General features: G+C 61.3%; 14 protein-coding genes and 1 pseudogene. 10 read left to right on the top strand and 5 right to left on the bottom strand.

The annotated features are described in order from the left end of the window. Positions 1–24: 24 nt before the first annotated feature. The 3 genes from AACS24_RS13105 (at position 25) to AACS24_RS13095 (ending at position 2,758) form a co-directional block, all read left to right on the top strand. Positions 25–801 carry an alpha/beta fold hydrolase gene (locus tag AACS24_RS13105; RefSeq protein ID WP_165791291.1) on the top strand — a complete coding sequence of 259 codons (777 nt, stop codon included), beginning with the start codon at positions 25–27 and terminating at the stop codon, positions 799–801. Between the two features lie 105 nt (positions 802–906). Then, positions 907–1,950, top strand: coding sequence for a plasmid segregation protein ParM domain-containing protein (parM, locus tag AACS24_RS13100; RefSeq protein ID WP_185226818.1), 1,044 nt, complete (start codon positions 907–909; stop codon positions 1,948–1,950). Continuing rightward, positions 1,943–2,758, top strand: a complete 816-nt coding sequence (locus tag AACS24_RS13095; protein WP_258222931.1) for a hypothetical protein — start codon at positions 1,943–1,945, stop codon at positions 2,756–2,758. Before parM ends, AACS24_RS13095 begins: the two co-directional genes overlap by 8 nt. Positions 2,759–2,854: 96 nt before the next feature. On the opposite strand, the gene moeB is transcribed toward AACS24_RS13095, so the two are convergent. Then, the gene (gene moeB, locus AACS24_RS13090) at positions 2,855–3,610 is read right to left on the bottom strand and encodes a molybdopterin-synthase adenylyltransferase MoeB (RefSeq protein WP_108570946.1); all 756 of its coding nucleotides are present in this window, start codon (positions 3,608–3,610) and stop codon (positions 2,855–2,857) included. Beyond that, positions 3,607–4,833: a molybdopterin molybdotransferase MoeA gene (moeA, locus tag AACS24_RS13085; protein ID WP_108570945.1), complete on the bottom strand. Its 1,227-nt coding sequence runs from the start codon at positions 4,831–4,833 to the stop codon at positions 3,607–3,609. Before moeA ends, moeB begins: the two co-directional genes overlap by 4 nt. 227 nt (positions 4,834–5,060) lie before the next feature. Between moeA and folE the strand changes: the two genes are divergently transcribed. Further along, entirely contained in the window at positions 5,061–5,717 is a 657-nt protein-coding gene (folE, locus tag AACS24_RS13080; protein WP_033115004.1) for a GTP cyclohydrolase I FolE, read from the top strand. Positions 5,718–6,106: 389 nt separating this feature from the next. Further along, positions 6,107–7,756 (top strand): methyl-accepting chemotaxis protein, encoded by a 1,650-nt coding sequence (locus tag AACS24_RS13075; protein ID WP_108570944.1) that lies wholly within the window; start codon positions 6,107–6,109, stop codon positions 7,754–7,756. Positions 7,757–7,882: 126 nt separating this feature from the next. Here AACS24_RS13075 and AACS24_RS13070 read toward each other — a convergent pair whose 3' ends face one another. Beyond that, positions 7,883–9,613, bottom strand: a complete 1,731-nt coding sequence (locus AACS24_RS13070; protein WP_108570943.1) for a formate--tetrahydrofolate ligase — start codon at positions 9,611–9,613, stop codon at positions 7,883–7,885. A 66-nt stretch (positions 9,614–9,679) separates the two neighbouring features. Between AACS24_RS13070 and AACS24_RS13065 the strand changes: the two genes are divergently transcribed. Then, entirely contained in the window at positions 9,680–10,093 is a 414-nt protein-coding gene (locus AACS24_RS13065) for a hypothetical protein (protein ID WP_108570942.1), read from the top strand. Here AACS24_RS13065 and AACS24_RS13060 read toward each other — a convergent pair. Continuing rightward, positions 10,090–10,986: a LysR family transcriptional regulator gene (locus AACS24_RS13060; protein WP_043851244.1), complete on the bottom strand. Its 897-nt coding sequence runs from the start codon at positions 10,984–10,986 to the stop codon at positions 10,090–10,092. The genes AACS24_RS13065 and AACS24_RS13060 overlap by 4 nt on opposite strands. 109 nt (positions 10,987–11,095) lie before the next feature. Between AACS24_RS13060 and AACS24_RS13055 the strand changes: the two genes are divergently transcribed. The 4 genes from AACS24_RS13055 (at position 11,096) to AACS24_RS13040 (ending at position 14,064) form a co-directional block, all read left to right on the top strand. Beyond that, a complete protein-coding gene (locus AACS24_RS13055) occupies positions 11,096–11,656 on the top strand; it encodes a YceI family protein (protein WP_108570941.1) in 561 nt (186 codons plus the stop codon). Beyond that, entirely contained in the window at positions 11,656–12,393 is a 738-nt protein-coding gene (locus AACS24_RS13050; protein WP_108570940.1) for a hypothetical protein, read from the top strand. Before AACS24_RS13055 ends, AACS24_RS13050 begins: the two co-directional genes overlap by 1 nt. A 197-nt stretch (positions 12,394–12,590) precedes the next feature. Further along, on the top strand, positions 12,591–13,712 hold the full coding sequence (locus tag AACS24_RS13045; RefSeq protein ID WP_043851246.1) for an adenosylhomocysteinase: 1,122 nt from the start codon (positions 12,591–12,593) through the stop codon (positions 13,710–13,712). A gap of 40 nt (positions 13,713–13,752) precedes the next feature. Next, entirely contained in the window at positions 13,753–14,064 is a 312-nt protein-coding gene (locus AACS24_RS13040) for a SelT/SelW/SelH family protein (RefSeq protein ID WP_108570939.1), read from the top strand. 77 nt (positions 14,065–14,141) lie between these two features. On the opposite strand, the pseudogene AACS24_RS13035 reads toward AACS24_RS13040, so the two are convergent. Next, positions 14,142–14,388: pseudogene (locus tag AACS24_RS13035) on the bottom strand (GNAT family N-acetyltransferase); the annotation flags it as partial.

Below are 14,388 nucleotides of genomic sequence, written 5' to 3'. Positions count from 1 at the left end.
GATGAGTCGAGAGGCAATGAACTGATGCGCCGCAATCAGGTGATGAAATCCAACGGTCTTGCCCTGCGCAGTGCGGGGGAGGGCCCTTTGTTGTTACTGCTGCATGGGCTGGGTTCCTCCAGCCTCGACTGGCAGGCGCAGATAGAGCATTTTTCCGAGCACTACCGGGTGGTGGCGCTCGACCTGCGTGGCCACGGCCAGAGCATGCAGGAGGGGCCGTTTGACGTAGCCACTCTGGCAGCAGATGTAGTGCGCTGGCTTGATGAGCAATCCGGCCCCGCCTGGGTGGTGGGACTCTCCCTGGGGGCCATGGTGGCGCTGGAGCTGGCGCTGCAACTGCCGCACAAGGTGCAGGGGCTGGTGCTGGTCAACGGCTTTAGCGAATTTCTGCTGGAGACCCCCAAAGAGCAGGAGCGGCTTGCCCAGCGCCTCAAGTGGCTGCGCTGGTTTGGCATGCGTCCGCTCGCCTGGTGGCTCGGCCGCGAGCTCTTTCCCGGCCCTGAGCTGGCTCAGGTGCGCCACACCTTCCGGCTGCGTTTCGTGCGCAATAAAAAGAAAACCTACAAGGCACTGCTGGAGGCGCTGCCCGGCTGGTCGGTACGCGCGCGGCTCGGCAATATCTGGCAGCCGGTGGCCATCATCTCCACCAGTCACGACTATCTGCCGCTCGCCAAACGGGTGGAACAGTTCGCCTCCCTGCCCAACGCCACCATCCACACCCCCGATGGTCACCACGCCTGGCCGGCGGAAGACCCCTCCGGTTTCAATCATTTGCTTCACCGGATTTTAGAAACTCATTAAACTTGTCGCCTTTCTACTCCGTGTATGTAGTGGTCCGATCGCCTTGCCAGTGGCAGTTGGCAAGGCAATCGGACCAATTTTGCTCTATCAACAGGTGCTTCCCCCATGTCTGAAGTAATGAAAATGGCCATCGATGATGGCTCGACCAACGTCAAGGTGAGCTGGATTGAGAACAAGGTGCTCAAGACCATCATCTCTCCCAACTCTTTTCGCAAGGACTGGAAGAGCGCCGCATTGCGCAAAGACAAGAAGATCTACAACTACGAGATAGGCAATACCAAGTACACCTATGATGCGACGTCGGACAAATCGCTGGCGACCACTCATGTTGAGTACCAGTATGACGATCTCAACCTGCTCTCCGTGCATCATGCCCTGCTGCAAACCGGCGTAACTCCCTGTGACGTGGCCATTACCGTGACCCTGCCCATCACCGAGTTCTATCACCCGGATGACTGCCAGCGTAACGAAGAGAAGATCGAGAAGAAGCGTCGCAACCTGATGCGTGCCATCACCCTCAACAAGGGCGAGCTGTTCAACATCGTCAGTGTGGAAGTGATGCCGGAGAGCCTGCCAGCGGCACTCTCCCGTCTGGTCGGTTCGGGCTGCAACGAATTTACCAAGACGCTGGTGATCGACTGCGGTGGCACCACCCTGGACATGGGGATCATCGTTGGCGAGTTTGACGATGTCTCCGATGTCTACGGCAACAACGAAATCGGCGTTTCCATGGTGACCGATGCGACCCGCAAGGCGCTGGCGGCAGCAGACAGCGATTCGAGCTATCTGGTGGCCAACGAGTTCATCAAGCGTCGCCACGACATGAGTTTCGTGCGCGAGGTGGTCAACGACGAGAGCCAGATCCCGCGCATCCTCGAGAAGATGCAGAACAAGATCGACGAACTGGGCTCTCAGGTTGCCCACGAAGCCAAGAAGTTTGCCAAGAACCCGAACCGCGTCTATCTGGTCGGCGGTGGTGCTTCCCTTATCCACGATGCCATTAAAGCGGCCTACCCGACCCTGGGTGACAGAGTCGAGCTGCTGGATGATGCCCAGTCCGCACTGGCCCGCGAAATCTGCCTCTACACCACCGAAGAGGATGAGGTCTATCGCGAAGCGCCCGTGATGGCCGAGGTCGGCGATGAGTAGTCAACTCAAGCGCATGTCCTTCTCCATCTATATGGATCCGGGGGCGCTGGAGTCTGATCGCTATGCGGTCGGGGTGTTGCAGAACTGGTATCAGCGGGCGCGCAAGATCCAGGATGGCAGCGAGGAGTTCGACTTCTCCAAAAGCCGTTTCCACAAGGATATCTATCTCTCGGGCATGTTCATGTATGTGCTGGCGCCCAACCTCTGCAAGGCAATTGCCAATGCACTGGGGCCGGAGCAGGTGAGCATGACCACCCTGCGCCATGCCTTTGCCAGTTGTGGCTTCCATCTGGGCGGGGAGGGCAACGAACGCCCCGCTACGGATGCCATGGTTGAGGAGATAGTGGCGCGACTGGCTCCGCGGCTGGAGCAGGCAGATAACGGTTCGCTGGCTGACGAGATCGTGAGTCGCCTTGGCCAGCAGGGAGGAGCACCCTCTTCTGACCAGTTGGTGGAGGAGATAGTGAGCCGCCTTGGCGAGCAGCAGCCCACCGAGCTGTGGGATGAGCTGAGGCAAGGTCTGCCAACCCCCCTCGATCATGATCAACTGGCTGAAGCGATTGCGGGCAAGTTGCCATCAACTGCGGGTGAGCAGGATCTGGCGCCGCTGCAGAGCAGCATCCAGTTGTTGTCCCGTCAGCTGGAAGAGCAATCGCGTCTGATCCGCGAGCAGCACAGATTGATCCAGCGGCTGGCCAGTGCGCCAGTGCGACAGGTGAGTGATGGCGCTGAGGTTGAGCCCATAGTGGAAGATCTGTCGGCTCAAGTCGCCAACATCAAACGAGTCAAGGCCAAGGGTATTTTCTGACGGCACTTGACGTAAAAAACAATGCAAAAGCCGACCCATGGGGTCGGCTTTCAATTGCCTGCAACGGAGCACATCGCTATGCGGGAGCTGCCGTGCTTACGGATGTGAGCAGACCGGACACTCGGGGCGCTTGGGCAGCTTCATCTCGCGGAAGGTGCCGCCAAGGCCGTCGATCATCAGCAGGCGGCCGCTGTAGTTCTTGCCCATGCTGGCCAGGATCTTGATGGCTTCGAGCGCTTGCAGGCTGCCCACCAGACCTACCACGGGGGCGAGTACCCCGGCTTCGACACAGGTGAGGGCCTGCTCGCCAAACAGGGCGCTGAGGCAGGCGTAGCAGGGTTCATCTTCCTGCCAGGTGAAGCTGCAGAGCTGACCCTCCAGCCGGATGGCGGCGCCGCTGACCAACGGTACCCCGTGCTGGCGCGCCTTTTGGTTGAGCAGGTTGCGAATGGCCAGATTGTCGGTGCAGTCGAGCACCAGCTGATGCCGTGGCAGCAGGGTATCGAGCAGCGCCTCGTCAGCCACGGCTGCGTGGGTCTCCACCTCAAGCCAGGGGTTGAGGGCGCGCAGGGACTGCGCTGCTGAGTCCACCTTGCAGTGGCCGAGGCGCTCATCGCTGTGCAGCACTTGCCGCTGCAGGTTGGAGAGCTCCACCTTGTCGAAATCGACCAGGGTGAGCTGGCCTACTCCAGCCACTGCCAGATACTGGCTGGCGGCGCAGCCAAGACCGCCGGCGCCGATCACCAGAACATGGGCCAGTTTGAGCGCCTCCTGCCCCTCGAAATCGAAGGATTTGAGGATGATCTGGCGGTTGTAGCGCAACAGCTCGGCGTCGCTCAGGATCTCGCTCACAGCAGCAATCCCCCGAACGGTTCGACGGTGACGGTTTCGCCTGCCGCGACGCGGCCCCGCTCGGGCTCAAGGATGATGTAGCAGTTGGCCCGCGACAGGGAGCTGAACACGGCGGAGTCCTGCGAGCCGGTGCTGCGCACCTCGAGGCCGTTTGGTCCCTGACTCAGGATGCCGCGCTGGAAGTCGAGCCGGCCCGGACTCTTCTTGAGCGGTTCGGTGGTGACGGCCTGCAGCTGAAGTGGGCGCTCGAAGCGTTGGCCAGCCAGCTTGGCCAGCGCCGGTTGCACCAGCTGATCGAAGGTGACCATGGCGGAGACCGGGTTGCCCGGCAGGCCGAAGAACCAGGCGCGGGGCAAGCGGCCGAAGGCAAACGGCTTGCCCGGCTTGATGGCCAGCTTCCAGAAGCCGATCTCGCCGAGCTCGTCCAGCAGCTGTTTGGTGAAGTCCGCTTCCCCTACCGAAACGCCGCCGGTGGTGATGAGTACATCGGCCTCTTCATCGGCGCGGATAAAGGCGGCACGCAGCTGGGCGGGGTCGTCCGGGATGATGCCAAGGTCGAGGCAGTCGCAGCCCAGACGCGCCAGCATGGCCCGCACGCCGTAGCGGTTGGAGTCGTATATATCACCGTGAGCGAGCGGGGCGCCAACCGGCTTGAGTTCATCACCGGTGCTGAAGATGGCCACTTTCAGCGGTCGGCGTACCGGTACGGTGGCGATGCCGAGGGAGGCCAGCAGCGGCATCTCGCGTGGGGTAAGGCGGGTGCCTGCTTGCAACACACTGGCCCCCTTGTCGATATCGCTGCCGGCGCGGCGGATATTCTGGCCCGGTTCGGGCTGTGCCAGAAAAGTGATCCGATCGCCGTCGGCCTGCGTTTCTTCCTGCATCACCACTGCATCTGTCCCTACGGGGACCGGGGCGCCAGTCATGATCCGCACGCAGTGGCCGGCGGGCCACTCGCCCTGATAGGGCTGACCGGCAAAGGCTTTGCCCGCCATGATGAGCGGGATGCCAGCGGCGAGATCGGCCAACCGCACGGCGTAACCGTCCATGGCGGAGTTGTCGAACGGGGGCACGGCGAGGGGAGAGGCGATGTCGCTGGCAAGGATCCGGCCAAGAGCCTGTGGCAGGGGCAGTTGCTCGCTGTCGCAACAGCAGGCGAGTTGCTCCAGCATTCCTTGCAGGGCATCGCTTAACGGCAGTAGTCCGCTGGTATCAAATCCCATCGTCATGACCTCTTCTGATGATTGAAGGCGGGATTATCACAAAAATTGCCGGGGATGGGCAGCGGATGGGGCGGTAAAAGTCGGGCTATGGTCATAAAGTATGATGACGGACGCAAGTTGACTTGAATATTGGCGGCAATGGCCGTTTACTATGCCGCCTTACAATCATCAAGCTTGGGGTGGCCAGCGTGGCGGCCCCGACGTCCCTGAGCATGGGAGAGAAGAGAATGACAACACTGAGTCAGGAAGCCTTGCTGGTCAGGGCGGCCCTCGAGGCACAGGGACTGGAAACCCCCCTGGTTGCCAACGAGCTGGACAGTCAGCAGAAGCGCGAAAAGATCGAAGGCCACATGCGCGCCATCATGGAGACGCTCGGGCTGGATCTGGCCGATGACAGTCTGGCCGAGACGCCGCACCGCATTGCCAAGATGTACGTCAACGAGATCTTCTCCGGCCTCGATTATTCCACCTTCCCCAAGGTGACGGTGATCGAGAACAAGATGCAGGTGGATGAGATGATCATGGTGCGGGACATCAGTCTCACCAGTACCTGCGAGCATCACTTCGTCACCATCGATGGGCTGGCCCATGTGGCCTACATTCCCCGCGGCAAGGTGATCGGGCTCTCCAAAATCAACCGCATCGTGCAGTTCTTTGCCCGCCGACCCCAGGTGCAGGAACGACTGACCCAGCAGATCCTGCTGGCGCTGCAGACCCTGCTTGGCACCAAGGATGTGGCCATCAGCATCAAGGCGACCCACTACTGCGTCAAGGCGCGCGGGGTGATGGACTCCACCTCCTATACCACCACCACCTCCCTCGGTGGCGTCTTCAAGACCCAGCCCGATACCCGCGCCGAGTTTCTGTCCGGCCTGAAGAGCTGACAGGCAAGGAGACATGGTGCCGCAGCGCCGTGTCTCCTTGATATTTCTATCAATTTTCCCTGCTCGTAGCCCGTCAGTTTCATCGATAAATCTCCTCAAGGGATAGCCCCTCCCGGTCGATATAACTCGCCATGGCTTGTTTGGCTCTCCTGGAGAGTGCAAGCAAGCCAGCAAGGTGCCTCGTTTTGCTGGCTTTTTGGCCAAAGTAGCCTGCCGCTACTTCTGCCGTGAGCGGTCAGGCTGGCGGCATCTTGCTAACGCGTTCGCTTCGTTCAGGTAGGGACACATATTGATCAAGGCTGGATGAGCCGCCATGGAGGTGGTGACAGCGAACCGTATCCATACGGTTCAGACGGGCGTTATCTGTTCACTCAAATCCAGGACATGCCATGAATACCATGACCATAGGTAAAAAACTCACCGCCGGCTTTGCCGTGCTCGGTTTGATGGTCGCCTTTATCGGCGGTTTTTCCCTTGTCCAGTTTGGCAACATGAATGATGTTGCTATCCGGTTTACCGACAGTATCTTGCCTGCTGTCAATCGCACCAGTGCGATTGGGGATTCTCTCGGTGAGTTGCGTCGTTATGAGCTGGGCTATTTCGTGGTGGCCGCCGAGCCGCTAAAAAGGGCTGAATATCGGAATATTGCCAGTCAACAACTTAACTCGATCGCGCAGCAGTTGAGTGCTCATGACAAGACTATCTGGCCTGAGGATGTGGCGGAGCGTCGTACCTTCGATACGGTGAAATCTGACTGGGAGCGTTATGTCGCCCTGCACCAGCGAGTCAAACAGCTGCAAGACAGCGATCAGCTTGCTGAAGCCCAACGCATATTCCTGGAGGAGGGGGTTCCCCTTTACACCGCGCTGAGCAAGTCAGTGGCCTCCCTTATCCAGATTAACCATGGTTATGCGTCTGAATCACGCAGTGACATTGTCGAGTCTTATCAATACGCCAATCTGAGCGTCACCATCGCGCTGGTGATCGGTCTGATTCTTGTGGTGGTGCTCTCCGTGGTACTGACCCGCCAGATCCGCGATCCCTTGGTAATGTTGGCCCGTCAGGCCCAACGCATCGCAAGCGGCGCGCTCGGCAAGGGGGAGCTGCAGGAGTGGATCCGTGGCAATCGCTTCAAGCGTGACGAGCTGGGTCAGCTCGGCACTGCCATTGACCGCATGCAGGGCGCCCTTGCTGATCTGGTGAGCGAGATCGCCGGCTCGGTGAGCCAGCTCAGCAGCGCGGTGGAGGAGGTGAGCGCCATCTCCGACCAATCTGCCAGCGGCATGGCGCGTCAGCAGAGTGAAGTCTCTCAGGTGGCGACCGCCATGAACGAGATGCAGTCCACCGTGAACGAGGTGGCCCGCAATACCACGGATGCCATGAGTGCCGCCAAGGATGCCTCCCGCACCTCGACCCAGGGCAATCAGGTGGTGCGCAGCGCCATCGGCAGCATCGAGGCGGTGTCGGTCAAGATTGAGGAGGCGGGCTCCGTAGTGCAGCAGCTGGAGCAGGACAGCACCAATATCAGCATGGTGCTGGACGTCATTCGCGGTATTGCCGAGCAGACCAACCTGCTGGCTCTCAATGCGGCTATCGAGGCGGCCCGCGCCGGTGAGCAGGGCCGCGGCTTTGCCGTGGTGGCAGACGAGGTGCGCTCTCTGGCCCAGCGAACCCAGAACTCCACTGCCGAGATCAGCAAGATGATCGAGGTGCTGCAGGCACGCACCGCCGAGGCGGGCAGCGCCATGCAGCTGAGCCGTCAACAGATGCAGGAGAGCGTGGGGTTGGCGCGGGAAGCGGGGCACAGCATCGATACCATCAACGGTGCCGTGGTGCGGATCACCGACATGAACACCCTGATCGCCACTGCCACCGAGGAGCAGAATGCGGTGACCGAAGAGCTCAACCGCAGCATCGTCAATATCCATAACGCGGCTGATGAGAATGCCCAGGGGGCGCAGCAGATCGCTCAGGCCTGCATCGAGCTGAGCAAACTGGCCACCTCGTTGCATCATATGACCCAGCGCTTTACCCTCTAAGAGCGTTTGGCAGATAGCAAAAGGCCCCGTCCAGTGACGGGGCCTTGTTGTTTCTGGCAGGCGTTTTGATCGCAGGGTCGATTAGCGCAGCGTCATCGGCCGGCACCAGACCCTTTATCCGATCATTCAGCTCAGGCCGACTATCTCGCCATCTTCATCGATGTCGATATGACGATAGGCTGGCAGGCTGCCAAGGCCCGGCATGGTCATGATAGGGCCCGCCAGGGCATAGACGAAACCGGCTCCGGCGCAGAGCTTCACCTCGTCGATGGGCACTTCGAAGTTGGTCGGTACCCCCTTGAGGGTGGGGTCATGGCTGATGGAGAGCGGCGTCTTGGCCACGCAGACCGGCAAGTGATCCCACCCTTCGGCAGAGAGTTGTGCCAGCTGCTGGCGGGCCTTGTCCGACAGCGTCACCCCGCGGCCACCGTAGCCGCACTCCACCAGAGTCGCCAGCTTGGCTTCGAGGTTCATCTCGTCGGGATAGAGCAATTTGACCTTGCCCGGCTGCTCACAGGCGGCGACCACGGCGCGCGCCAGCTCGCTGGCACCGGCTCCCCCCTGAGTGAAGGCGTTGGAGACGGCCGCACTACAGGCGCCAGCCTGCTGCGCCTCACGGGCCAGCAACGCCAGTTCGGCCTCGCTGTCGGTGGGGAAGCGATTGATGGCGACCACCACGGGGACGCCGTAACGACGGGCATTGGCGATGTGCCAGGCGAGATTGGCGCAACCCCGCTCAAGAGTCGGCAGATCCTCACGTAGCAGGCTTTCCGGCAGCGGCTGACCCGGGCGGATATCGAGCAGGCCACTGTTGGCCTTGAGGCCGCGCACTGTCGCCACCAGCACCACGCAGGAGGGGGTCAGGCCGGATTGGCGGCTCTTGATGTTGAAGAACTTCTCCAGCCCCATGTCGGAGCCAAAACCCGCTTCGGTCACCACGTAATCGGTGAGGCCAAGTGCCATGCGATCGGCGATCACCGAGGAGTTGCCGTGGGCGATGTTGGCAAAGGGACCGGCATGCACCAGCACCGGGGTCTGCTCTGTGGTCTGCATCAGGGTCGGCTGCAGCGCGTCCTTGAGCAGCACCGTCATGGCGCCCGCCACTTCCAGTTGCTCTGCGGTCACGGGATTGCCGTGCAGGTCGCGGGCCAGCTGGATGCGACCGATGCGCTGGCGCAGGTCTTTCAGGTCGCTTGCCAGCGCCAGAATGGCCATCAGCTCGGAGGCGGCGGTGATGACGAAGCGATCGCTGCGTTCCACCCCGTCGGCGGCGCCACCCTGACCGATGGTGAGGTGGCGCAGGGCGCGGTCGTTCATGTCGAGGGTGCGTGGCCAGAGAATGTTGTCTGCATCGATATCGAGCCGCGGCAGGCCGGTTTTGGCTGTGAACTCGGCGCCCAGTTTCTGCTCGTGGAACAGGCGAGCATCGAGGGCGGCCGCCGCCAGGTTGTGGGCGGCGGTGAGGGCGTGGAAATCGCCGGTGAGGTGGAGGTTCATCTCCTCCATCGGCACCACCTGGGCATGACCGCCGCCGGCTGCGCCCCCCTTGACCCCGAACACCGGGCCGAGGCTCGGCTGGCGAATGGTGGCGATGCTGGATTGACCGATATGGTTGAGCCCCATGGAGAGACCCAGCGTGGTCACCGTCTTGCCCTCGCCGAGCGGGGTGGGGGTGATGGCGCTCACCAGCACCAGCTTGCCGCTCTGTTCGGACTGTGACTTGAGCAGGTCGAGGCTGAGTTTGCCTTTGTAGTGGCCATGGGGGCTGAGCAGGTTGGTCGGGATGGCGAGGCGCTTGGCCAGTTCGTGAATGGGGAGGCGGGGGGAGTGGCGGGAGATCTCGATATCGCTTAGCATCAGCACCTCGTTGGCATGGCGGGCTTAATATGCGGCGCAGTCTAGTGGAATATAATGGGTAATCCAATGACGAAAACGATTTTATTTGGTGGTGGTGAGCAGATGCAGGAGCCTCTTCTGCTGGATCTCAACGCGCTCTATCATCCCCCCAAACGGCCGCTGACTGCCCTTGGCATTGTCAGTGCGCTGGTGCCCCTGTTTGGTTTTGGCTGGCAGGCGATGACCGAGGATCCGCAAACCCAGCTGCGCCAAGAAATTGCCAAGCGGGTCAACAATCGCCGCAGTGACGAGGCCAACCTCATCCTGATCCTGCAGCTGGCCGCCATGTTCGATTGCCCCGAGGTGACGGTAGCCCTTCCCTATGCGTTGAGCGAACAACAGCTTGCCACCATCCGCACCCGACTACCGCGCTGGCAGCTGCTCCCGGATGAGCTGCAACTGCGGGCACTCCTGTCCCCGGCTACGCCCGCCAAGCCTTAAGCTTCCCACTGCTGCGGGGCGAGATAGCGCTCCTGCACAAACTCGATAAAGCAGCGCACCTTGGCCGAGACGAAACGGCGGTGCGGATAGACCGCATAGAGCCCCACCTCGCCTTTCTCCCACTCCGGCAGCAGGCTGACCAGCCTGCCATCCTGCAAGGCTTCCCCGACGATGAAGGTGGGCTGCAATATGATGCCCTGATCATCACAAGCGGCGCGGGTCAGCGCCACCCCGTTGTTGGCGCGCAGCGGCCCCTGTGGCCGGATGCTCTGCTGCTCGCTTCCCCGTTTGAAGTGCCACTCCGGCTGGGTCAGGGTGTAGACCAGACAGTCGTGCTGCTTGAGATCTTCGGGCTTTTCCGGCCACCCCTTGCGTGCCAGATAGCCGGGGCTGGCGCAAAGCTCGACCCGAATGGTGGCAAGCTGGCGCGCTACCAGCGAGGAGTCGCTGAGGTGGCCGATGCGCAGCGCCAGATCAAACCCCTCTTCCACCAGCGCGACCCGCCGGTCGCTGTACTCGATATCGAGCTTGAGATCGGGGAAGCGCTCGCGAAACAGCGGCAGGGCGGGGGAGAGGTGCAGATAGCCAAAATCCATCGGCACCGAGAGCTTGAGGGTGCCGTTGGGCTGCTGGTTGTGGTGGGTCAGCTGGCTGTGGGTCTCTTCCAGTTCCGCCAGCAGGGCGAGGGAGCGCTGGTAGTAAAACTGGCCCGCTTCGGTGGGGTTGACCTGACGGGTGGTGCGCGACAGCAGCCGGGTGGCGAGCGACTCCTCCAGCTGCTGCATCAGTTTGGAGGCCATGGCCACCGAGATGCCAAGCTGGTTGGCGGCCTTGGTAAAGCTCTGGCACTCCACCACCTTGATGAAAGTGCGCATGGCGGCGATCTGATCCATTTTCCATCCTCAGTAAATAATGAATTTAATGAATCACTGATTATTCATTCTGACGACGAGGTTAGCATGTCAGCCAACGATGTGAACCCCAAGATGAAGGAACGAACGGATGAAAATGAGCAAAGCCCTGCTGGCCTCCTGCCTCTTTATGGCTGCCCCCCTGATGGCGGCGGAGTACGATGTCGACCCGGCGCACACCACAGTGCAGTTCAAGGTGGGCCACCTTGGCTTCTCCGAGCTGGTGGGTCGTTTCAACACCTTCAGCGGCACCTTCAGCATGGATGACGCCAATCCGGCGGCGGCTAAGGCGAGCTTCGAGGTGGATGCCGCCAGCGTGGATTCCAACCACGAGCCGCGCGACAAGCACCTGCGCAGCCCAGATTTCCTCGACGTGAAACAGTATCCGAAGATGACCTTCGTCAGCTCTGCTTATGAGGGAACCAAGGATAAAGGCGTACTGAAAGGCACCCTGACCCTGCACGGCGTCTCCAAAGAAGTGGCCTTCGATCTGGTCAAAATTGGCGAAGGCAAGGATCCCTGGGGTGGCTACCGCAGCGGCTTCAACGCCACCACCACCATCAAGCGCAGCGATTTTGGCGTGAACTACATGGTGCCGAACATCCCGGACGAGATGAGCATCAATCTGTTTGTTGAAGGCGTGCGCAAGTAATGGGCGCTTCACTTCTGCTGCAAACCCTGGCGGCTCCTCTGGGAGCCGCTTTGCTGTCGTGGCGCTGGCCGCGGCTGGGCTATCTCTGGGGCGCACTGGCGCTCTGGTTGGTGGGATCCTTGCTGGGCGGAGCCTATGGCCTGCCCAGCAAGGCGTGGCAGTGGCTGCCGCTGACCTTGCTGGTGCCGGCTATCGCGGCGCAGGTGACCGATCTGCGCGGTTCGCTGCTGCTCTTTACCGTTGTCGGTGCCCTGATCTGGTGGCAGGGGCTGGCCTCGGTGCTGACAAGCGAGCCGATGATCTGGCTGGCGCAGTTGCCTGCCATCCTCTGGTTTGGCTGGGCGGGCCTGCGCGGTGACAGCCGTGAGGGGCTTGGTTTTGCGCTTGGTTTCATCTGGCTGGCGCTGGTGATCGGCATCGATGGCAGCCTGCTGATTGCCCAGCTGGCCGGGGCCTTGGCCGCCTTCGCCGGTTTTCGGGCACTGCTTGCCACGTTTGCCGGGGTCAATGTGGCGCCTGCCGGTCTGGCGCTGGCACTCGCTTTTGTCCAGATGCTCGCCTGGCAATATGTGGAGGTTCCGCTGGTGGTTCTGCTGCCGGTCTGGTTGCTGCCGCTGCTGGAGTGGCTATTGCGCGGCAAGGGAGCACCTCTGCGCTGGGGGACTCTGATCCTGCTGGCCGGGGCGGGTTGCGGACTCAGTCTGTGGCATGTCTGGCCTGCTGCTTCTTTGTACTGATTTTCGCATGAAAAACAGCCAATTACGGTCATTTTTGCATACCTGCTCATACTCTTGAGATATAAAGATTGAGCCCTCCTATGTGTTTAAGATAAAAAGGATTTTCACTTATCTGGACACACACAGAACCCGGCTGCGCCGGGTTCTGTTTGCTTGCTTTGCAGCACACATTTTGGGGCAAATTAAGGAGGCCACAGTTGCGCAGTCAAGGATCTGAGCATCTGTTTTTTCGCCATTTCACCGGGCAGGGCCGTATCGAAGGTCTCTGCATTCTGCTGGTTACCCACCTGCTTCCTGATCGTCCCCGTTTCATCGAGGCTCTCAGCCAGATTGGCCGTATCGGCGCCATCCTGCCCAAACCCAAATCGGTACACGGCCCGACCCTGGAGTGGGTCTCCCGCCACTATCCGGTCGTACCACTCAATCGCCAGTGGACCAACTGTCCGCAGGGAGTCATCGAGCAGATCGCGCCGCTGGTGGCACCCCACGAACGCCTGTTGATCCTCGATATCGGTGGCTACTTTGCCACGACTCAGGTGACCCTGAGCGAATACTTTGGCCCCCGTCTGCTCGGGGTGGTGGAGATGACCGAAAACGGCCATCAACGCTACGAGCAGGAGGTGTTGGCGACCCCGGTGGTCTCGGTGGCGCGCAGCCCCCTCAAGCAGGCCGAGGATATCCAGATTGGTCTGAGCGTGGTCTACTCCGCCGAGTCGCTGGCCCGCAATCTCAACCGCACCTTCAACGTCTGCGAGGCGGCGCTGTTTGGCTATGGCAAGGTGGGGCGCAGCATCGCGCGCGACCTGCGCTGTCGCAACCTTCACCTCGGGTTGGTGGAGACCGACGTATTGCGTCAGGTGGAGGCGCTCTCCCACGGGTTTCGTCTCATCAGCAAGGCGGAGGCCCTGAGCCGCGCCGAGCTGGTGATCTGCTCCACCGGCAACGGTTCGCTCGATCTGGCGGATCTGCAACTGCTGCGCCCCGGCACCATGGTCGCCTCGGTCACCTCCGCCGACGATGAGTTCGCCTTCTCGCTGGCCCAGCTGCCCTGGCCGACGGAGGAGGTGTGCCCCCATGTGCTGGCCCTCAACCGACCCGATGGCACCCAGATCTATCTGCTCAATCGGGGCGAGGCGGTCAACTTTGTCCATGGCGCCGTCATTGGCGAATACGTCTATCTGGTGCTGGCGGAGATCATGGAGGGGATCCGCATGCTGGCCGCCGGCCCGCTGGCGCCCGGCCTGTTCGAGCTGCCGGAGTCCACCATGCGCACCATCGCCCGTTACTGGCTGGCCGACTTCCACGGGGTCGAGCAGTGAGCTACCCTGCTCCCTTTCGATACCCTTGATGGAGAACCGCATGAGCGACACGACCCTTTCCCCAGTTAAACCGCGGATCGAGATCCGCTACTGCACCCTCTGCCGCTGGATGCTGCGCGCCGCCTGGCTGGCGCAGGAGCTGCTCTCCACCTTCGACAGCGAGCTGGGCGAGGTGGCGCTGGTGCCCGCCAGCAAGGGGGAGTTCCGCATTCTGGTTGACGGTGTGCTGGTGTGGGATCGGGTGGTCGATGAGGGCTTTCCCGAGGCCAAGGAGATCAAGCAGCGGGTGCGCGATGTCATCGCACCCGAGCGGGATCTGGGTCACTCGGATCGCAAACCTGCTGCCGAGTAAGAGTGGATTGCCGGACAAGATGAGAGAGGGAGGCGCTGGCCTCCCTCTCTTTTTCCTTTGCGGCCCGTCAGCTCCGGCTATTCGCCGGTTACCGTGCTGGCGAGCGAACCGATATAGCGTGCCAGTTTGTGGGGCTTGATGCGGCTGACATCGACCCACACCAGGCCATCGATGCAGTGGTTGAAGTCGGGGTCGATGCCAAAGTCCATGAACTGGACGCCGCCCGGTTCGCACAGCTCGGAATATTGCTTGTAGAGGGTGGGGATGGCGCAGCCCAGATTGCCGAGACGCTCCTTGAGCTCCTTGAGGTCGGCGCCGTAGTCG

It is taken from the genome of Aeromonas sp. HMWF016 (assembly GCF_963878195.1).
GTDB classification, from domain to species: Bacteria; Pseudomonadota; Gammaproteobacteria; order Enterobacterales; family Aeromonadaceae; genus Aeromonas; species Aeromonas lacus.
Note: the sequence above shows the minus strand (reverse complement) of the source record. Positions and strands in the feature narration are given on the sequence as shown.